The organism is Streptomyces sp. 3211.6 (genome assembly GCF_003634815.1).
In the GTDB taxonomy this organism is placed as follows: domain Bacteria; phylum Actinomycetota; class Actinomycetes; order Streptomycetales; family Streptomycetaceae; genus Streptomyces; species Streptomyces katrae_A.
The window spans coordinates 2959902-2978752 of sequence record NZ_RBXC01000001.1 but is presented as its reverse complement, the minus strand read 5'-3'; the positions used below and the strand labels follow the sequence as shown (position 1 = coordinate 2978752).

Below are 18851 nucleotides of genomic sequence, written 5' to 3'. Positions count from 1 at the left end.
CCCCAAGGATGCAGATGGACGACCTCGCCCGGCTCGCGGCCCACCACGGCGTCGCCACCACCTACCAGCCCGCCGAGGACGTCACCGTCCAGGTGCCGCCGGCCACGGTCCGCGCCGTACTCGGCCTGATCGGCGTCCCCGCCGGCACCCCCGAGGACGCCCGGCGGCTGGCGGACTCCGCCGAACGGGAGGCGGCCGGGCGGCTGCTGCCGCCGACCCTGGTCCAGTGGCGGGGAGAGCCCGCCCCCGCGGCCCTGACCGGGCTGCCGCCCGGGACCCGGCTGCGGGTGACCCTGGAGGACGGTGCCGGGGAGGCGGCGTGGGACCCGCGCCTGCCCCTCGGGGTGCACCGGCTGACCGCCGAGACCCCCGACGGCCGTACCGCCGGGGCCACCCTCATCGTGGCCCCGGACCGGGCACCGGCGGCGCCCGAGCGGGCCCACGGGCTGCTCGTCCAGCTGTACTCCCTGCTCTCGGAGCGCTCCTGGGGCATGGGCGACCTCGGCGACCTCGCGGAACTGGCCCGCTGGGCCGCCGACACCCACGGCGCCGGGTTCATCCAGGTCAACCCGCTGCACTCGGCCGTCCCCGGCAGCCCGACCGACCCCTCTCCCTACCGGCCGGCCTCCCGCCGCTTCCCCGACCCGGTGTACTTGCGCGTCGAGGACCTGCCCGAATGGGAGGCCTGCCCGGACCGCGATGCCCTCGCCGAACTGGCCGGGCGGGGCGGGGAGCTGCGCCGCGAGGTGCTGGAGAAGGGCGCCCTGATCGACCGGGACGCCGTGTGGGCCCTGAAGCGGGCCGCCCTGGAACTGCTGTACGCCGTCCCGCGCACCCCCGCCCGTGAGGCCGCCTACCGGGCGTACCGCGCCGCCCAGGGCCAGGGGCTCGACCTGCACGCCGCCTGGTGCGCGGCCGTCGCCGGGGAGGACCCCGAGGAGCGGGCCGACTTCCACGCCTGGCTGGTCTGGCTGACGGACACCCAGCTGACCGCCGCCCAGCGGGCCGCCCGGGAGGCCGGGATGGAGGTCGGCATCGTCCACGACCTGGCCGTCGGCGTGCACCCCGAGGGCTCCGACGCCCGCCACGGCTCCCTCCACGCCCGGTCCGTCTCCGTCGGCGCCCCGCCGGACGCCTTCAACGCCCGCGGCCAGGACTGGGGGCTGCCGCCCTGGCGGCCCGACGTCCTGGAGGGGACGGCGTACGCCCCCTTCCGGGCCCTGCTGCGCGGGGTGTTCCGGTATGCGGGCGCGCTGCGCGTGGACCACGTGATGGGCCTGTTCCGGCTCTGGTGGATCCCGGAGGGCGCCCCGCCCGCCGACGGCACGTACGTCTCCTACGACGGCGAGGCCATGCTCGCCGTGCTGGTCCTGGAAGCCCACCGGGCGGGGGCGCCCGTGGTGGGCGAGGACCTGGGGACGGTCGAACCCCGCGTCCGGCAAGCCCTGGCCCGGCGCGGGATCCTCGGCACCTCCGTGCTCTGGTTCGAGCGGGACTGGTCCGGGGACGGGCTGCCGCTGGCCCCGGAGGCCTGGCGGGCCGACTGCCTGGCCACCGCGACCACCCACGACCTGCCGCCCACCGCCGCCAAACTGGCCGGCGCCCACGTCGAACTCCGCGACCGGCTGGGCCTGCTGACCCGCCCGGCGCAGGAGGAGCGGGCCGAGGACGCCGCCGACACCGCGCAGTGGCTGCGGGTGCTGGACGGGCTGGGGCTGGAGGCCAAGGACGAGGAGGGCGCCGTACGGGCCCTGTACGCCTTCCTGCTGCGCACGCCCGCCCGGCTGGTCGGCGTCTGGCTGCCGGACGCGGTGGGGGACCGGCGGCCGCAGAACCTGCCGGGCACCTGGGACCAGTACCCCAACTGGCGGCTGCCGGTGGCCGACGCGGTGGGCCGGCCGCTGACCCTGGAGGCCCTGACGGCCTCGCCCCGGGCGAACGCCCTGCTGAGCGCGGTGCGGGAGGGCGCACGGACCCGTACGGCACCCCCGGGCGCGCGCCCGCTTTAGGTGTTCGCTACGTTTGCACCGTGGACAAGAAGAACGCTCTGCGCGCCGGCGCCGTCTCGGCCGGAACGACGCTGATGATGCTGCTGATGACGTCTCCCGCCCTCGCGCTCAGCCGCGACGACGGCGACGACCCGGGCAAGGGGCTGAGCATCGGCGAGACGCTCGGCCTGTACGTGGGCCTGCCGATCGTGATCTTCCTGATCATCGCGGGTCTCGTGATGGTCGGCGACCAGTCGCGCAAGCAGCAGAAGCAGGGCTGACCCGCCCCCGGGCGGTTCCAGCACTCCAGCACTTCCGGGCGCCGGAGGTCCGTGGCGCCGGCATGAGCCGGCCCCGTGGCGACCTCCGGCGCCTCGGCGTACCCGGGCACGGGACGCCGCGCCCCGAGGCGCCCGGGCCCGCCGCCCTCAGGGCATGTCCGCGAGGAGCTTGCGCAGGAGCCCGCCGAGCGCCTCGACCTCCTCGGGGCTGAAGTCGGCGAGACCGGACCGGTTCACCTCGATGCCGTCGGCGACCGCCTCGTCCACGAGGGCGAGGCCCCGCTCCGTGAGGGTCACCTGGAGCCCGCGCCGGTCGTGCGGATCGGGGCTGCGGGTCAGCAGCCCGGCCTTCTCCAGCTTGTCCAGGCGCCCGGTCATCCCGCCCGTCGTGAGCATCAGCGTGGCCGACAGCTGCCGCGGCGAGAGCGTGAACGGGGTTCCGGATCGCCTCAGCGTGGCGAGCACGTCGAACTCCCCGCGGGACACTCCATGGCGGTTGTACGCCCGCTCCACCGCGTCTCCCATGGCCTTCGAGATCCGGTAGATCCGGCCGAAGACGGCCATGGGCGTGGTGTCCAGATCGGGACGCACCGCGTACCACTGGTCGGTGATCGCATCGACGGCGTCCTTGGCGATGTCCTTCTTCAGTGCGGTCATACCCGCAAGTATCGGCTTCCGCTTAGTCACCCACAAGAAAGTAGCTTGCCAAAAAGTAGCTTAGTGCTAAGCTACTTACCAGCGACCTACTCGGGGAGGCCGGGACGGGCCCCCGAGTAGGTCGCAGCCAAAAAGCCCCGCCCGCCGTACCCATCACCTGCCCGAGGAGTGAGTGACCGTGAACCGAGTCACCACCATCGTCCTGACCGCACTCGCCCCCATCTCCTGGGGCTCGACCTACTTCGTCGCCAGTGAGCTGCTGCCGCCGGACCGGCCGCTCTTCACCGGTGCGATGCGGGCCCTGCCCGCCGGTCTCCTGCTGGTCGTCCTCTCCCGGGCCCTCCCCAAGGGCGCCTGGTGGTGGAAGTCGGCGGTCCTCGGCACCCTCAACATCGGCGCCTTCTTCCCGCTCCTCTTCCTCGCGGCCTACCGCCTCCCCGGCGGCGTCGCCGCGGTCCTCGGCTCCGCCGGCCCGCTGTTCGTCGTCGGACTGGCCGCCCTGCTGCTGGGCGAGCGGGCCAGGCTGCGCAACGTGCTCGCCGCGATAGTCGCCGCGCTCGGCGTGAGCATGGTGGTCCTCACCTCCCAGGCCCAGCTCGACCTCGTCGGCGTCATCGCCGGCATCGTCTCCTCGGCCTCCATGGGCGCCGGCACCGTGATGACCAAGCGCTGGGGGCGCCCCGAGGGCGTCGGCCCGCTGGCCGTGACCGGCTGGCAGCTCACCGCGGGCGGACTGGTCATCATCCCGATCGCCGCCCTGGTCGAGGGCGCCCCGCCGGCCCTCGACGGCAAGGCCTTCCTCGGCTACGGCTACATGATGCTGATCAACACCGGCGCCGCGTACTTCCTCTGGTTCCGCGGCATCGGCAAGCTCTCCGCCACCTCGGTCACCCTCCTCGGCCCGCTCTCCCCGCTCACCGCCGCCGTCATCGGCTGGGCCGCCCTCGGCCAGGCCCTGAGCCCGGTCCAGGTCCTGGGCATGGTGATCGCCTTCGGCGCCACGGTCTTCGGACAGCTCCCGGGCCGCGCGCCGAAGGTGAAGGCCGCCGAGCCGGCAGAGGCCCCGCGCATCGAGACCCCGAAGGTCAAGATCGCCTGAACCCCCAGTTCCTGCTCCCTCCCCCGGGTCCCCGGGAGGTCGTCCCCCGGCCTCCCGGGGACCATTCGTTTTCCCTAAACCAACCCATCGAATTCTTTCGATGGACCTGGACGGTCAAGCAGTGCGACGGTATCCCCACCACCACCACCACACCACCGGAAGGGGACACCAGAAGTGGCCGTCACGGACCGCGCCCGGACCACAGCCCGAGAGGACCGGCAACACACCACCGGCAGCACGGCGAAGAAGGGGGCGCTGGGCCTCGGCGTACTCCTCGCCCTGCTGGCCACGGTCGTCTGGTCCGGCAGCTTCGTCGCCACCCGCGGCATGTCCGGGACCGTCCCCCCGGTCCAGGCCGTCTTCTGGCGCTGGACCATCGCCGCCGTCGCGGTCACCCCCTTCGCCGCCCAGCAGGCCTGGCAGCAGCGGGCCCTGATCCGCAAGCACCTCGGCTACGTCAGCCTCGCCACCCTCTTCGGCGTCACCCTCTACAACACCCTGGTCCACCAGGCCGGACTGACCACCTCCGCCTCCAACATGGGCACGATCATGGCCGCTTCGCCGGTCATCATGGCCCTCTACGCCCGCCTCGGCGGCGAACGGCTCGGCGCCCGCCGCGTCTTCGGCCTGCTGCTGGCGGCCCTCGGCGTCCTCCTCCTGGTCGGCCACGGCTCCCTGAGCCTCCACTTCGGCGCGGGCGACCTGTGGATGTTCGCCGCCGCCTTCTCCTTCGCCACCTACAGCGCGCTCCTCAAGCGCAAGCCCGCCGAGATCGGCGGCCTCACCTTCCTCCTCACCACCTTCGTCCTCGGCGCCCTGATGCTGGCCCCCGCCTACGCGATCTCGCTCCACGTCCAGGGCGGCTTCGAGGCCACGCCCGCCACCCTCGGCCCGCTCCTCTACGTGGGCGTCTTCTCCTCGGCCGTCGCCTTCTTCGCCTGGAACAAGGCCGTCTCCCTGATCGGCGCGGCCCGCGCGGGCATCGTCTACTACCTCCAGCCGGTGTGCGTCGCCGCCCTCGGCCTGCTCCTCCTGGGCGAGCGCACGGGCCCCGCCCAACTCCTCTGCATGGCCCTGATCCTGGGCGGGGTCGCCCTGGGCAGCGCGGCCCGCAGGTAATTTCACCCCGTGACGGACTGGGACATCAAAAAACTGCGGATCCTGCGGACCCTGGCCGACCGGGGCACCGTGACCGCGACGGCCGAGGCGCTGCACATGACGCCCTCGGCCGTCTCGCAGCAACTGACGAACCTCGCCCGCCAGCTGGGCGTCGTCCTCCTGGAGGCCCAGGGCCGGGGCGTCCGCCTCACCGACGCCGCCCACCTGGTCCTGCGCCACACCGAGGCCGTCTTCGCCCAACTCGAACGCGCCGACGCCGAACTGGCCGGCTACCTCTCCGGCGACGTGGGCGAAGTCCGCGTCGGCGCCTTCTCCACCGCCATCCCGGCCCTGGTCGTCCCGGCCGTGGCCGCCCTGAAGCGCGACCACCCGGGCGTGGAGGTCCGCGTACGGGAGGCCGAGGCGGCGCAGTCCTACGAGCTGCTGGCCGCCGGAGCGGTGGACCTCGCGGTGTCGCTGGCCGCGCACGCCCCCACGGCCCGCGACTCGCGCTTCACCCGGGTCCCGCTGCTGGCCGACCCGCTGGACGTGGCCCTCCCGCCGGGCCACCCGCTGGCCGACGCCCCCGCCCTGCGGCTGGCGGACCTCTCCCGCGAACCGTGGATCTACGGGGGCTCCGGCCCCTGGTCGGAGATCACCCGGGCCGCGTGCGAGGCGGCCGGCTTCGTCCCCGAGCAGGCCCACTCGGCCGCGGGCTGGACCGCCATCCTGGCCCTCGTCGAAGCGGGCATGGGCGTCGCGCTGATCCCCCGCATGGCGGTGGCCCGCGCCACCGGAGTCACCGTCCGGCCGCTCCCGCACGACCGCCCGACCCGCCATGTCATCGCCGCCACCCGCCGCGGCGCCGACGCGGCCCCCGCCGTCGCCCGCGTCCTCGAAGCCCTCCGCCAGGCCGCCGCACCGGGCCCGTGTTGACCCTCGACCTGGTGCAGGGACCACAGTGACGGGCGTGGAGAACGTGATGCGCAGTATCGGCGAGACGGCCCGCGACAGCGGCCTCGGGGTGAGCGCCCTGCGGTTCTACGACCGGGCCGGCGTACTCGTCCCGGCCCACGTGGACCCCGTCACCGGCTACCGCTGGTACGGCCCCGAACAGGTGGACGAGGCCCGCCTGCTGGCCCGGCTCCGCCGGGCGGGCCTGCCGCTGGCGGACATCCGCCTGGCCCTGGCCGGCTGGCCCGGCCGGGACAGCGGGCTCGTACGGCAGCTGTTCGAGGCCCACCTGCGCCGCCTCGAACGCGGCCTCGCCGAGGCGCGCAGCGAGTTCTCCACGGTCCGCTCGCTCTTCGACCACAAGGAGAACCCCATGACCCAGCACGCCCGGGTGACCGTTCCGGCCCCCGCACTGGCCGCCGCCCTCGACTCCGTCCGCTTCGCGGCGGGCACCGACCCCGAGCTGCCCGCCCTCGGCGGCGTCCTGTTCGACCTCGACGGGCCGACCCTGCACCTGGCGGCCACCGACCGCTACCGCATGGCCGTCGCCCAGGTCCCCGCCGAGGGACACGAGGCACCCCGCACCCAGGTCGTCGTACCGTCCCCGCTCGCCGACGCGATGCGGGCCCTGCTCGCCGACGGAACCAGCGCACTGCTCACCGTGGACGGCGACCGGGTGACGCTGGAGGCCGGCGACCGCCAGGCCGCCGGCACGTGCCCGGACCACGACTTCCCCGACTACCGGCGCCTGGTCCGGCTGCCCGAGGGCCGCCGCGCCCTCGTCGACGTGCCGGCCTTCCGCACCGCCCTGGAGAACGGACCCGTCGTGGCGGGGGAGACCCGCGACGGCGACGCCTGCGACCTCAGCCTGCTGACGGTGGCCGGGGCGGAGGCCGTCCTGTGCGAGGACGACGAGGCCGGCCCGGACCGGGTCGCCGTCAACCGCGCCTACCTCCTGGAGGCCCTCGCCGCCGGCGCCACGGACCGCCTGGTCCTGGAACTCGGCGCTCCCACGGCCCCCCTGGCCGTCCGCCGCCCCGACGACGAGACGTCCTTCTCCCTCCTGATGCCGGTCCGCCTCCCCAACTGACAGACGCTCACCGGATCACCGGCCCATTGCCGGCCCGCCAGTCGTCAAGGCGTTTGCGGATGCTGGGGACCATCGGCAGCCCGTCGGTCTCCTCCGGGGTGAACCAGCGGACTTCGAAGGACTCGTCGGAGCTGCGGAGGGTGCCCCCAGTCGGTCGCGCCAGGAGGCAGACGGAGAACTCCTGGCGCACCTCGCCGTCGTCGTAGGCGAAGACGTGCCCGGGGTGGGTGTAGGTACCGACGATGCCGGTCACCTCGACGATGACGCCGGTCTCCTCGTAGGTTTCCCGGATCGCACAGTCCCCGATGGACTCGCCGAGCTCCATCCTGCCGCCGGGAAGCGCCCACATCCCGTTGTCGACCCGGCGCTGGAGCAGCACCCGTCCGTCATCGTCCACCACGACAGCCGAGGCGGCGGGCACGAGGCTGTTCGCCACCGGGGCGCCGGGATCGTCTTCGTAGTCACGCCTGGCCATTGCTCTCCCTGCCATCTCAATTCCCGCGACAGCCCTCACGGTAGACGGGGTATCACGGACAACTCCGCGTCACCCGACCCGGCCACGGCGTAGTTTTGCGGTATGGCCTCTGAGCACCTGGGTGACCGGCTGAGCCGTCTCCGTCGCTTCCCCCCACCGCCTCCTCCGCCGCCGCGTCCGCGAATTCACCGCCGTCGCCAACGTCCAGCCCGCCTATGACCAGCCCCGGACGGACCGCAGACGCCGAGACCTCGGCAGCGCCTAGCGATCTGCCGCGCCCGCGTGCTTCGCACGCTGGTCTCGTCGTCATTTGGTGCGGGTATCAGGCTAGACGGACCGCAGACGCCGAGACGAGAGAAGCGCGTAGCGATCTGGGGCGTGGGTCGGCACCGATCCAGCGGCTCGTCGGCCCGGATGCTTGGCGAGGCGGCCCCCGACCTCCCCGCCTGGTCGCTGAGGGAGCCGGATGGTCAAGGTACGACCGTGCCGTCCTTTTGGGGGTTTCCCGGCAGTCCTTGTCTTTCCGGGGCGGGCTGTTCTGTCAAGGGTCGCCGCAGGCGATCGCGAAGCGACGCGACCGAAGGGAGCGCCCTTGACAGGGCGGCCCGAACCGGAAGGACAGTGGGACTGACGGCAAACCCCCAAGGCATCTCTGAGACCGCTCAGCCGAGACACCGCACCCGGCACCACCGGCCCGCAGACGGGGAGGCGGGTGGGCAAACGCCGACCCGCCCCCGGCCCCTCGAGGGGGAAAAAGCGGGCCCGCACCAACCGGACCCGCCCCCCCCGTCAGGCTCCCGCGCCCGCCGCCGCGTCCGCCGCCTGGGCCTTCAGCGCCCGCTCGATACCGGCCCGGGACTCCGACACCAGGCGCCGCAGGGCGGCGTTCGGCTCGGCCGAGGCCAGCCACGCGTCCGTCGCCGCCAGCGTCTCCTCCGACACCTGGAGGGACGGGTACAGCCCCACCGCGATCTGCTGCGCGATCTCGTGGCTGCGGCTCTCCCAGATGTCCTTGACCACCGCGAAGTACTTCGCCGTGTACGGCGCCAGCAGCTCCCGCTGGTCGGCCTGGACGAAGCCGCCGATCACGGCCTCCTGCACCGCGTTCGGCAGGTCGCCCGACTCCACCACCGCGGCCCAGGCCTCCGCCTTGGCCTGCGCCGTCGGACGCGCCGCCCGCGCGGTCTCCGCGTGGCGCTCGCCCGCCGCCGTGGCGTCCCGCTCCAGCTCCGCCGCGATCTCCGCCTCGTCCGCACGCCCCGTCGCGGCCAGCCGCTCCAGGAACGCCCAGCGCAGCTCCGTGTCCACGACCAGGCCCTCGACGGTCTCCGCCCCGGACAGCAGCGCACCCAGCAGGTCCAGCTGCTCCCCGGTGCGCGCCGTCGCCGCGAAGGCACGCGCCCACGCCAGCTGGTGGTCGCTGCCCGGCTCGGCCGCGCGCAGGTGCTCCAGCGTGGCCTCCGTCCAGGCCGCCAGGCCCTGCTCCCGCCACGCCGGGTCGGCGTACACGTCGATGGCCAGCTTCACCTGGCGGTGCAGGGACTGCACCACACCGATGTCCGACTCCTTGCCGATGCCGGACAGCACCAGCGCCAGGTAGTCGCGCGTCGCCAGCTCGCCGTCACGCGTCATGTCCCAGGCCGACGCCCAGCACAGTGCCCGCGGCAGCGACTCGGTGAAGTCGCCCAGGTGCGCGGTGACGTTGGCCAGCGAGACCTCGTCCAGGCGGACCTTGGCGTACGACAGGTCGTCGTCGTTGAGCAGCACGACCGCCGGACGGGCACGCCCCACGAGCTCCGGCACCGCCGTCAGCTCGCCGTCGATGTCCAGCTCGATCCGCTCCGTACGGACCAGCTTGCCGCCCTCCAGCTCGTACAGGCCGACCGCGATGCGGTGGGGCCGCAGCACCGGCTCGCCCTTGGCGCCCGCCGGCAGCGCCGGGGCCTCCTGGCGCACGGCGAACGAGGTGACGACACCCTCCCCGTCCGTCTCGATCTCCGGCCGCAGCACGTTGATTCCGGCCGTCTCCAGCCACGCCTTCGACCAGGCGGTCAGGTCGCGGCCCGAGGTCTCCTCCAGGGCGCCCAGCAGGTCCGACAGGCGCGTGTTCCCGAAGGCGTGCGCCTTGAAGTACGCCTGCACGCCCTTGAAGAAGGCCTCCATACCGACATAGGCCACGAGCTGCTTGAGCACCGAGGCGCCCTTGGCGTACGTGATGCCGTCGAAGTTGACCAGGACGTCGTCCAGGTCACGGATGTCGGCCATGATCGGGTGCGTGGACGGCAGCTGGTCCTGCCGGTACGCCCAGGTCTTCATGGAGTTCGCGAACGTGGTCCAGGCGTGCGGCCACTTCGAACCCTCGGCGTACGCCTGGCAGGCGATCGAGGTGTAGGTGGCGAACGACTCGTTCAGCCACAGGTCGTTCCACCACTCCATGGTGACGAGGTCGCCGAACCACATGTGCGCGAGCTCGTGCAGGATGGTCTCCGCCCGCACCTCGTACGCGGCGTCCGTCACCTTCGACCGGAAGACGTACTGGTCGCGGATGGTGACCGCACCGGCGTTCTCCATCGCGCCCGCGTTGAACTCCGGCACGAAGAGCTGGTCGTACTTCGCGAACGGGTAGTCGTACGCGAACTTCTCCTGGAACCAGTCGAAGCCCTGCCGGGTGACGTCGAAGATCGCGTCGGCGTCGAGGAACTCGGCGAGAGAGGGGCGGCAGTAGATGCCGAGCGGGACGACCTGCCCGTCCTTGCCCTCGTAGGAGCTGTGCACCGCGTGGTACGGGCCCACGATCAGGGCGGTGATGTACGAGGAGATGCGCGGGGTCGGCTCGAAGGCCCACACCCGGTCCTTCGGCTCCGGCGTCGGGGAGTTCGAGATGACCGTCCAGCCTTCGGGGGCCGTCACGGTGAACTGGAACGTCGCCTTCAGGTCGGGCTGCTCGAAGCTGGCGAAGACCCGCCGCGCGTCCGGCACCTCGAACTGGGTGTACAGGTACGCCTGCTGGTCGACCGGGTCGACGAAGCGGTGCAGGCCCTCGCCGGTGTTGGTGTAGGCGCAGTCCGCGACGACGCGGAGCTCGTTGGCGCCGGCGGCGAGGTGGTCCAGGGCGATGCGCGAGTCGCGGAAGACGGCGGCCACCTCCAGGGCCTTGCCGTTCAGCACGACCTCGTGCACGGCAGGCGCGACCAGGTCGATGAAGGTCCCGGCCCCCGCCTCGGCCGACTGGAAGCGCACGGTGGTCGCGGACCGGAAGGTGCCGCCCTCCTGCGCGCCGCTGAGATCGAGCTCGATCTCGTACGAGTCGACGGTGAGCAGCTTCGCCCGCTGCTGAGCCTCTTCACGGGTGAGATTCGTGCCAGGCACGCGTTCATCTCCTTTGATGGTGACGTTGCCCGGCCATCCTTCCATGCAGGGCCCGCCGCCGGGCGGGAGTAATCCAGAGGCGAACACGACCACCCCTGCCCGGCCCCTGCGCGAAAGCGAAGGGGCGGCACCGTAGGCACCGCCCCTCCCGCGTCGGCGTCGCCGCCCGCGGCCGTCAGCCGCGCAGCTCCTCCGCCACGAGCTCCGCGATCTGCACCGCGTTCAGCGCCGCGCCCTTACGGAGGTTGTCGTTGGACAGGAACAGCGCGAGGCCGTTGTCGACCGTCTCGTCCACCCGGATGCGGCCCACGTACGAGGCGTCGCGGCCGGCGGCCTGCAGGGGGGTCGGGATCTCGGACAGCTCCACGCCCGGGGCGTCCTTCAGCAGCTCGTAGGCGCGCTCGACGCTGATCGGGCGCTCGAAGCGGGCGTTGACCTGGAGGGAGTGGCCCGAGAAGACGGGGACGCGCACGCAGGTGCCGGAGACCTTGAGCCCCGGGATCTCCAGGATCTTGCGGGACTCGTTGCGGAGCTTCTGCTCCTCGTCGGTCTCGAAGCTGCCGTCGTCGACCAGGTTGCCCGCGAGCGGGACCACGTTGTAGGCGATCGGGCGCTTGTAGACGGCCGGCTCCGGGAAGTCCACCGCGCCGCCGTCGAAGGTCAGCTGGTCGGCGGCCTCGGAGACCGCGCAGGCCTGGCCCTTGAGCTCGGCCACGCCAGCCAGGCCGGAGCCGGAGACGGCCTGGTAGGTGGTGGCGATCAGCGCGGTCAGGCCGGCCTCGTCGTGCAGGGGGCGCAGCACCGGCATCGCGGCCATGGTGGTGCAGTTCGGGTTCGCGATGATGCCCTTGGGGCGGTTCTTGATCGCGTGCGGGTTGACCTCGGAGACCACGAGGGGGACCTCGGGGTGGCCGCGCCAGGCGGAGGAGTTGTCGATCACGACCGCGCCCTGGGAGGCGACCTTCTCGGCGAGGGCCCTGGAGGTCGCGCCGCCCGCGGAGAAGAGCACGATGTCCAGGCCGGAGTAGTCCGCCGTGGCGGCGTCCTCGATGGTGATCTCCTGGCCCTGCCACTCCAGGGTCGAGCCGGCGGAGCGGGCCGAGGCGAAGAGCCGCAGCTCGTCGACCGGGAACTTCCGCTCGGCGAGGATGCTGCGCATGACTCCGCCGACCTGTCCGGTGGCTCCGACGATTCCGACCCTCACGGTGACTCCTTCTGGTACGTACGACGCGGGCGCGTGAGGCCATCATGCGTTCGACCCCACGAGGCTTGTCCAATCCATTGTCCGAGGTGCGGACAGTGTCGGGCCCGTGAACCCCCGCGACGAGTCCGTGACGGGCGTGTTTCACCTCCCCTGAAGGTCCGTTTTGCCAGGTCGGAGCCGGTTAGCTTCCGTTCAGCCGTGATCGTTATCCGGACGCGGCGCACCAGAATCCGAAGCACCGGAACCCCCGGGGGGAACACCACCATGCGGACCATCCGCCACCGACACCACCGCCGGTCCATACCGGCCATACCCGCCCTCGCCGCCCTCGCGGCCGCCGCCGTCGCCGCGCCCCTGCTGCTGACCGCCACCGCCACCCCGGCGGCCGCCGCCCACCCCCGCGAGGGCCGGCTCGCCAAGGAGCTGGTCGAGGAGGTCACCGCGCGCGGGGCCTACCGCCACCTGGCGAAGTTCCAGCAGATCGCCGACGCCAACGGCGGCAACCGGGCCGCGGGCTCGCCGGGCCACGCCGCCTCGGCCGCCTACGTCCACGACACCCTGAAGAAGGCCGGCTACGACGTCTCGTACCAGGACTTCGACATCTACGAGGCGCACACCAAGACCGAGAAGACCACCGTCCTCGGCGACCAGCCGCGCGAGCTGGCCACCGCCGCCTTCACCTTCACCAAGTCCACCCCGGCCGGCGGACTGACCGCCCCGCTGGCCCTGGCCCGGGTCGACGAGACCCCGGGCTGCTCCGCCGACGACTACCCGGCCGGCGCCTTCGCCGGGAAGATCGCCCTGGTCAAGCGGGGTGCTTGCACCTTCGTGGAGAAGCAGCGGGCCGCCGCCGCGGCCGGCGCGGCCGGTGTGATCGTCTACAACCACAGCGGCACCACCCCCGTCCGCGGCGGGTTCTCCTCGCCCTCCGACGGGATCATCCCGAGCGCGGGCATCACCCTGGCCGACGGGGAGGCGCTGGCCGCGGCGGCCGCGAAGGGCGAGGTGAAGGTGCGCCTGGACCTCGACCAGGAGCACGTCAGGAAGACCACCCGCAACGTGATCGCCGAGACCAAGGGGGGCCGCCCCGACCGCGTCGTCACCGTCGGCTCGCACCTGGACTCCGTCCCCGAGGGCCCCGGCATCAACGACAACGGCTCCGGCTCGGCCGGCCTCCTCGAAGTCGCCCTCAAGCTCGCCGACGAGGGCGCCAACAAGAAGGGGAAGGGCCCTGCCAACAAGGTGCGCTTCGCCTGGTGGTCGGCGGAGGAGCTGGGTCTGCTGGGCTCGGAGCACTACGTGGGGCAGCTGTCCGAGAAGCAGAAGAAGGACATCGCCCTCTACCTGAACTTCGACATGATCGCCTCGCCGAACCCGGTGCAGTTCGTCTACGACGGCGACGACTCCGACAAGACGGGCGCGGGCGCCGGCCCGGCCGGCTCGGCGCAGATCGAGTCGCTGATCAACGGCTTCCTGGACAAGAAGGGCAAGCCGCACGAGGGCAGCGACTTCGACGGCCGCTCCGACTACGGCCCGTTCATCGAGAACGGCATCCCGGCGGGCGGCACCTTCACCGGCGCCGAGGGGATCAAGACCGCCGAGCAGGCCAAGCGCTACGGCGGCACCGCCGGGGCCCCGTACGACCCGAACTACCACGGGGCGGGGGACACCCTGAAGAACCTGGACCTCAAGGCGTTCGACACCAACCTCGACGTGATCGCGCACGCGGTCGGCACCTACGCCCAGGATCTGAGCTCGCTGAAGAAGTGACGTAGCCCGAGGGGGCATGCGGAAGGGGCGGGCGCTCATCGAGCGCCCGCCCCTTCGTCATGCTGTCAGCTCACGCCCTTACGGGGTGACCTTGTCGATCTGCACGCTGCCGGTGCCGGCGGCGGTGCCGCGGCCGTTGAGCAGCTGGACCTGGCCGAAGAACTGACGGCCCTCGGGGGCCGCGGCGGAGACCAGGACGTTCGCCGAGACCTGCGCCGAGGCGCCGTTGGCGAGGTTGACCGCGGCGGCCTCGTCGACCTGGACGGTGCCCAGGGCGGACGAGAAGTAGACGTCGCGGTAGTCGTACGTGGTGGAGCCGGACGGGACCGCGTAGCCGATCACCTTGATGGTGTAGGTACCGGCGGCGGGCTTGTCGAGGCTCACGGACTCGTCGGAGTCGCCGTCGGCCGAGGAGGCGACCTTCACGCCGTCCTTGTAGACCTCGAGGTCGAGGTCGGCGGCGGCGTCGGAGGTGTGGTTGATGGCCACGTCCAGACGGGAGACGCCCTCACCGACGGTGACCTCGGTGGTCTTGGTCTCGCCGGCGGCGATGGTCGGCTTGTCGACCTTCGCCGAGCCGAGCGGGCTGCCCTGGAGCTTGCCGCCGGAGATGGCCGCGCCGGTGTTCTTCACGGTCCACTGGACCGGGGCCGGGGTGCCCTGCTTGACCTCGGGGAGGACCTTGACCGCCGGGTCGAAGCCCGCGCCGAGGACGGAGACGTCCAGCTTGAACGGGTTGTCCAGCAGCGGCGACGTACGGCGCGACTCGACCTCGATCTCCCAGACGCCCGGCTGCGGGTTGTCGTAGGAGCGCAGGTCGGGGCGGCACTTGTTGGCCGGGTTGTTGTAGTTCGGGTAGCACTGGGTGGTGGCGCTGTCCTCGACGCCCGTGCCGTACGGGTGGATCGAGATGAAGCGCGTCTGGCTGCCCTCGGCGAGACCGCCGAGCGCGACCTCGAGGGTCTTGGCGCCCTGCGGGACCGTCACGAAGTACGACTTGTGGCTGTTGCGCTGCACGGAGGAGGTGTCCGAGAGCGCGAACGACGGCTGCGCCAGCGGGGTGGAGGCGACGACCGTGGCCAGGATCTGCTTGTCGATGCCCTCGGTGGTCGGGTCGTCGAGCTGCAGGATGCCGCTGTGGACGCCGGCCGACTTGACGTTGGCCTCGACCTTGATGGTGACGGGCTTGTTCAGCGGCAGGGTGACGTAGTCGTAGCCGCCACCGCCGACGACCTTGAAGGTGCCGTCGTTGTTGCGCCAGCTGATGTTGTGGCGGGTGCCGTACTTCGGGCCGGTGGTGCGGGTGACGACGACGTCGTAGACCTTCTTCTGGCCGACCTTCAGGCCGCCCTCGCGGTCGTAGAGGCCGGTGCCGAAGCCCGGGGTCTTCAGGAACTGGTCGAGGGCGGTGTCGACCGGGGCCTTGACCGTGAACTCGTTGGCCTTGGCGCCGCGCTGGATCGACTCCCACGCCTTGTTGATGTCGATGAGGCCCGCGCCCTGGGCGTGCGCCGGGACACCGTCGATCTTCTTGGCGGTGCTGGTCAGCGCCACGCGCAGGTTGGCCGGGGGCAGCGCGATCTTCGCCTGCTTGGCGGCCGAGATCAGCAGGGCGCTGGCGCCCGCCGCCTGCGGCGAGGACATCGAGGTGCCCTGGAGCATCGAGTAGCCGGCCGGCAGGCTGTAGCCCGCCTCCTTGACCGGGCTGCCGGGCAGCCAGGTCTGGGTGGTGTTGATGGCCGCGCCGGGGGCGGTGATGGTCGGCGTGAACCCGCCGTCCTCACGCGGACCGCGCGAGGAGAAGGGGAACATGTTGTACTTCGTGGTCACGCCGGAGCCGTAGTTGGCGGCCCAGGTCTCCTTGGAGACCGCGGCACCGACCGAGACGACCTTGTCGGCCAGACCGGGGTCGCCGATGGTGTTGACGCCGGGGCCCTCGTTGCCCGCCGAGATGACGAGCTGGACGCCGTAGGTGTCGATGAGGTTCTTGTACAGCTCGGAACGGGCGTTGTTGCCGTCGTTCAGCGCCGGGAGACCACCGATCGACATGTTGACGATGTCGACGCCGCGGTTGACGACGAGGTCGATCATGCCCTCGGTCAGCGCGATGTTGGTGCAGCCGCCGGACCAGGAGCAGGCGCGCGAGGAGACGATCTTCGCGCCGGGCGCCTCGCCGTTCATCTTGCCGCCGAAGAGGCTGTTGGCGGCGGTGATGCCGGCGACGTGCGTGCCGTGCTCGGACTCGATGATGCCGATGTTGACGAAGTCGGCCTTCTTGCCGACCCAGTCCCCGCCCAGCGGGTCCATCGGAACGTCCTTGCGGATCTGGATCACGAAGGGGATCCGCTCGGCGACGTCGGTGGCCGGGTTGTCCGTGCCGAAGTAGCCGATCTGGTAGCCGTCCTTGTACGGCTTCATCGGCTCGTTGTTGGTGAAGTCGCCGTCCTGGTCGGTGTCCACGCGGACGGTGCCGGCGACCGGGTCGTACAGCATGCCGAACTTGTCGGTGGTGTCGCCGTCCCGGTTGACGTCGCCCTTCATGTCACCGGTGGCGGTGATCGACTCGCTGAAGCGGCTCCACTGGAAGGTGCCCTCGGGGGCCTTCCAGCTCTGGCCGCCCGCGGTGAAGGAACCGCCGGTGGAGGTGACCGGGGTGATCTGGGGGCGCCAGGTGGCGTCGTTGTCCAGGATCGGGTCGGTCGCGGTGACCCAGTCGACGATCTTGCGCTCGCCGGTGGTGGTCTTCTGCAGCGCCGGGTGGGCGATGTCGACGCCCGAGTCCAGGATGCCGATGGTGACGCCGCGGCCGTCGGCCTGCGGGTTCTTCTGGACGAAGTCCACCGCGCCGGTCTCGAAGGACGGGTTGTACGGGTTCTTCGCCGGGGTGTTCTTGTCCGGACCGGGGTAGGTCTCGGCGGCGGTCTTGCTGCCCGAGCCGTCCTTGCCCGAGTCCGGGCGCGGGTCCGGCAGCTGGATCTCCTGCTTGAGGTCCAAGCCGTGCACCGACTCCAGCTTGGCGGCCGCCTTCAGCGCCGCCTCCGCCTTGTCGGTCGGGAGGGTGGCGCGGACGTAGCCGAGCTTGTCGTACGTCTGGCCCACCGAAGCGCCCTGGACGGCGTCGAGCTGGTCGGCGACCTGCTTGGTCTGGCCCGGCGCGGTCGCGACCATGACGGTGACGGTCGCGTCACCCTTGGCCTTGGCCTCCTGGAGCAGTTCGGCGTCCGCCGAACCGAGCTTCTGGTCGGCCGACTTGGCCGGCGCCGGGGCCGACGGGTTGTCACCGGCCGCCGCGAAGGCGGGTACGGCGCCGGTGGCGCAGAGCGCGGCCACCAGGCCCGCGGCCGCCGCGACGCGGGCCGCGCGCCGGGCGCCGGGTATGGCCCCGGTGGAGCTGGGGGATTCGAGGGTCATCAGCATCCCTGGCTAGAGATCGATACGGTCCGGATTTCGGTGCCGGATGACCGGTCAGCTTTGCGCAAGTGACAGCTGTTTGGGGAGAGCTGTCATTGACCGAGACCTGTCATGGCGGACACCCGCCAGGGTGGAGTTCCCGCCATCGGGAACATGCCGGGGCAAGCCGGGGCGACTTGCATCGGTGAGGGAGTGGATTTATCGACTTACAGGCCTTGTGGCGGCAGTGTTTCGGGGGCTGCCCTCACCCCAGGTGTGACAGATTCCGACCGTTCAGCGCTCGCGCGTGCGCGCGTAGTGGCGCGAGGCCTTGGCGCGGTTGCCGCAGACGGCCATCGAGCACCAGCGCCGGGTGCCGTTGCGCGAGGTGTCGTGGAAGTGCAGCACGCACGTCTCCGAGGCGCACTTGCGGATCCGGTCCGGAGCCGACTCCAGCAGGGTCAGGTAGTCGCGGGCCGCGGTCCAGGCCGGCCCCCAGGCCGGGTCGTCGAACTCGGCCCGCTCGCCTGGGCCTTCGGCGGTGAGGGTGGCCCGGATGCGGCCGTGCTCCAGTACGGCGTCGACCAGTTCGCGGGCGCCGGCGTCGGCCGGGTCCGCGACGGCGCGGGCCAGCGCCTCGCGCGCGGTCAGCAGGTGGACCAGGGTCGACTTGTCGGCGCGGAAGCGGGCGGCCAGGCCCGTGCTCTGGAGCCAGAGGCCCAGCCCTTCGAGCCGGCTCAGCCCGAAGGCGCCGGCGAAGAGGTCGGTGAGCTTGCCCTCCGGCATCCAGCGCGTGTTGATCAGGTCGAGGGACAGCGGCTCCCCGGTGAGCGGGCGGGGGTCCGTCGTCGGTGGTGCCGTCATGTCCGCCTCCTCGCGCCGCTAACCCTTCAAGGGTACGTGACCGGTTGACGGCCCGGTCCCTAACCTCTAATCTCAATTTAGAAGGTTAGAGAGCCGGAGAACACCGGACATCCTTGGGAAGGGAACCCTCATGACCACCACCACCGCCGTCGGCACCCTCCGCACCGGGCACGTGGGCCTCAACGTCACCGACCTGGGGCGCTCGCTCGCCTTCTACCGCGACGCCCTGGGCTTCGACCTGCTCGGCGAGGGCAAGGAGGACGGGCGCCGCTTCGCCTTCCTGGGCCGGGACGGCGAGCTCGTCCTCACCCTCTGGCAGCAGGCGCAGGACCCGTACGCCCCGCGGGCGGCCGGACTGCACCACCTCGCCTTCTCCGCCGGAGCGATCGAGGAGGTCCGGGCGTACGAGGAGCGGCTGCGCGGCCTGGGCGTCGACTTCGCCTACGAGGGCGTCGTCGCCCACCGGGAGGGCGCGGCCTCGGGCGGGATCTTCTTCCACGACCCGGACGGCACCCGCCTGGAGATCTCCGTGCCGACCGGCGCCGAGGGCGCTCCCGCCCCCGTCGAGTCCGCTCCCACCTGCGGTTTCTTCTAGACACTCGGGAAGTGAGG

General features: G+C 72.0%; 14 protein-coding genes. 8 read left to right on the top strand and 6 right to left on the bottom strand.

Annotation, left to right across the window (positions count from 1 at the left end):
* Nucleotides 1-8: 8 nt before the first annotated feature.
* Both BX286_RS13635 and BX286_RS13630 read left to right on the top strand, forming a co-directional pair.
* Nucleotides 9-2009, top strand: coding sequence for a 4-alpha-glucanotransferase (locus BX286_RS13635; protein WP_079426989.1), 2001 nt, complete (start codon nt 9-11; stop codon nt 2007-2009).
* 20 nt (nt 2010-2029) lie between these two features.
* Complete coding sequence (locus tag BX286_RS13630) at nt 2030-2269, top strand: hypothetical protein (RefSeq protein ID WP_079426987.1); 240 nt, start codon at nt 2030-2032, stop codon at nt 2267-2269.
* A 147-nt stretch (nt 2270-2416) separates the two neighbouring features.
* On the opposite strand, the gene BX286_RS13625 is transcribed toward BX286_RS13630, so the two are convergent.
* The gene (locus tag BX286_RS13625) at nt 2417-2926 is read right to left on the bottom strand and encodes a MarR family winged helix-turn-helix transcriptional regulator (RefSeq protein WP_079426985.1); all 510 of its coding nucleotides are present in this window, start codon (nt 2924-2926) and stop codon (nt 2417-2419) included.
* A 178-nt stretch (nt 2927-3104) separates the two neighbouring features.
* Between BX286_RS13625 and BX286_RS13620 the strand changes: the two genes are divergently transcribed.
* From BX286_RS13620 to BX286_RS13605, 4 genes are all read left to right on the top strand, one after another.
* Nucleotides 3105-4025, top strand: a complete 921-nt coding sequence (locus BX286_RS13620; RefSeq protein WP_167747583.1) for an EamA family transporter — start codon at nt 3105-3107, stop codon at nt 4023-4025.
* Nucleotides 4026-4199: 174 nt separating this feature from the next.
* Nucleotides 4200-5144, top strand: coding sequence for a DMT family transporter (locus BX286_RS13615; RefSeq protein ID WP_121015038.1), 945 nt, complete (start codon nt 4200-4202; stop codon nt 5142-5144).
* 9 nt (nt 5145-5153) lie between these two features.
* On the top strand, nt 5154-6059 hold the full coding sequence (locus tag BX286_RS13610) for a LysR family transcriptional regulator (protein ID WP_121015037.1): 906 nt from the start codon (nt 5154-5156) through the stop codon (nt 6057-6059).
* A gap of 46 nt (nt 6060-6105) precedes the next feature.
* Nucleotides 6106-7167 (top strand): MerR family transcriptional regulator, encoded by a 1062-nt coding sequence (locus BX286_RS13605; protein ID WP_121017633.1) that lies wholly within the window; start codon nt 6106-6108, stop codon nt 7165-7167.
* Nucleotides 7168-7174: 7 nt separating this feature from the next.
* Here BX286_RS13605 and BX286_RS13600 read toward each other — a convergent pair whose 3' ends face one another.
* From BX286_RS13600 to BX286_RS13590, 3 genes are all read right to left on the bottom strand, one after another.
* The gene (locus tag BX286_RS13600; protein ID WP_121015036.1) at nt 7175-7642 is read right to left on the bottom strand and encodes an NUDIX hydrolase; all 468 of its coding nucleotides are present in this window, start codon (nt 7640-7642) and stop codon (nt 7175-7177) included.
* A gap of 789 nt (nt 7643-8431) precedes the next feature.
* Nucleotides 8432-11011, bottom strand: coding sequence for an aminopeptidase N (gene pepN, locus BX286_RS13595; protein WP_079426979.1), 2580 nt, complete (start codon nt 11009-11011; stop codon nt 8432-8434).
* Nucleotides 11012-11186: 175 nt separating this feature from the next.
* On the bottom strand, nt 11187-12215 hold the full coding sequence (locus tag BX286_RS13590) for an aspartate-semialdehyde dehydrogenase (protein WP_079426977.1): 1029 nt from the start codon (nt 12213-12215) through the stop codon (nt 11187-11189).
* Between the two features lie 264 nt (nt 12216-12479).
* Here BX286_RS13590 and BX286_RS13585 point away from each other — a divergent pair, with 264 nt between their 5' ends.
* Nucleotides 12480-13985, top strand: coding sequence for a M28 family metallopeptidase (locus BX286_RS13585; protein ID WP_121015035.1), 1506 nt, complete (start codon nt 12480-12482; stop codon nt 13983-13985).
* Between the two features lie 78 nt (nt 13986-14063).
* Here BX286_RS13585 and BX286_RS13580 read toward each other — a convergent pair whose 3' ends face one another.
* Nucleotides 14064-17396 carry a S8 family serine peptidase gene (locus tag BX286_RS13580; RefSeq protein WP_121017632.1) on the bottom strand — a complete coding sequence of 1111 codons (3333 nt, stop codon included), beginning with the start codon at nt 17394-17396 and terminating at the stop codon, nt 14064-14066.
* Nucleotides 17397-17669: 273 nt separating this feature from the next.
* Nucleotides 17670-18239 carry a CGNR zinc finger domain-containing protein gene (locus tag BX286_RS13575; RefSeq protein ID WP_121015034.1) on the bottom strand — a complete coding sequence of 190 codons (570 nt, stop codon included), beginning with the start codon at nt 18237-18239 and terminating at the stop codon, nt 17670-17672.
* Nucleotides 18240-18369: 130 nt separating this feature from the next.
* Between BX286_RS13575 and BX286_RS13570 the strand changes: the two genes are divergently transcribed.
* Nucleotides 18370-18834 (top strand): VOC family protein, encoded by a 465-nt coding sequence (locus BX286_RS13570; protein WP_079426971.1) that lies wholly within the window; start codon nt 18370-18372, stop codon nt 18832-18834.
* Nucleotides 18835-18851 lie beyond the last annotated feature (17 nt).

Excerpts from the sequence above, each read along its gene's own strand:
- BX286_RS13600 (WP_121015036.1), bottom strand. The coding sequence starts at position 7,642 with ATGGCCAGGCGTGACTACGAAGACGATCCCGGCGCCCCGGTGGCGAAC.
- BX286_RS13570 (WP_079426971.1), top strand. The coding sequence starts at position 18,370 with ATGACCACCACCACCGCCGTCGGCACCCTCCGCACCGGGCACGTGGGC.
- BX286_RS13605 (WP_121017633.1), top strand. The coding sequence starts at position 6,106 with ATGCGCAGTATCGGCGAGACGGCCCGCGACAGCGGCCTCGGGGTGAGC.
- BX286_RS13635 (WP_079426989.1), top strand. The coding sequence starts at position 9 with ATGCAGATGGACGACCTCGCCCGGCTCGCGGCCCACCACGGCGTCGCC.
- BX286_RS13580 (WP_121017632.1), bottom strand. The coding sequence starts at position 17,396 with ATGACCCTCGAATCCCCCAGCTCCACCGGGGCCATACCCGGCGCCCGG.
- BX286_RS13585 (WP_121015035.1), top strand. The coding sequence starts at position 12,480 with ATGCGGACCATCCGCCACCGACACCACCGCCGGTCCATACCGGCCATA.
- BX286_RS13575 (WP_121015034.1), bottom strand. The coding sequence starts at position 18,239 with ATGACGGCACCACCGACGACGGACCCCCGCCCGCTCACCGGGGAGCCG.
- BX286_RS13625 (WP_079426985.1), bottom strand. The coding sequence starts at position 2,926 with ATGACCGCACTGAAGAAGGACATCGCCAAGGACGCCGTCGATGCGATC.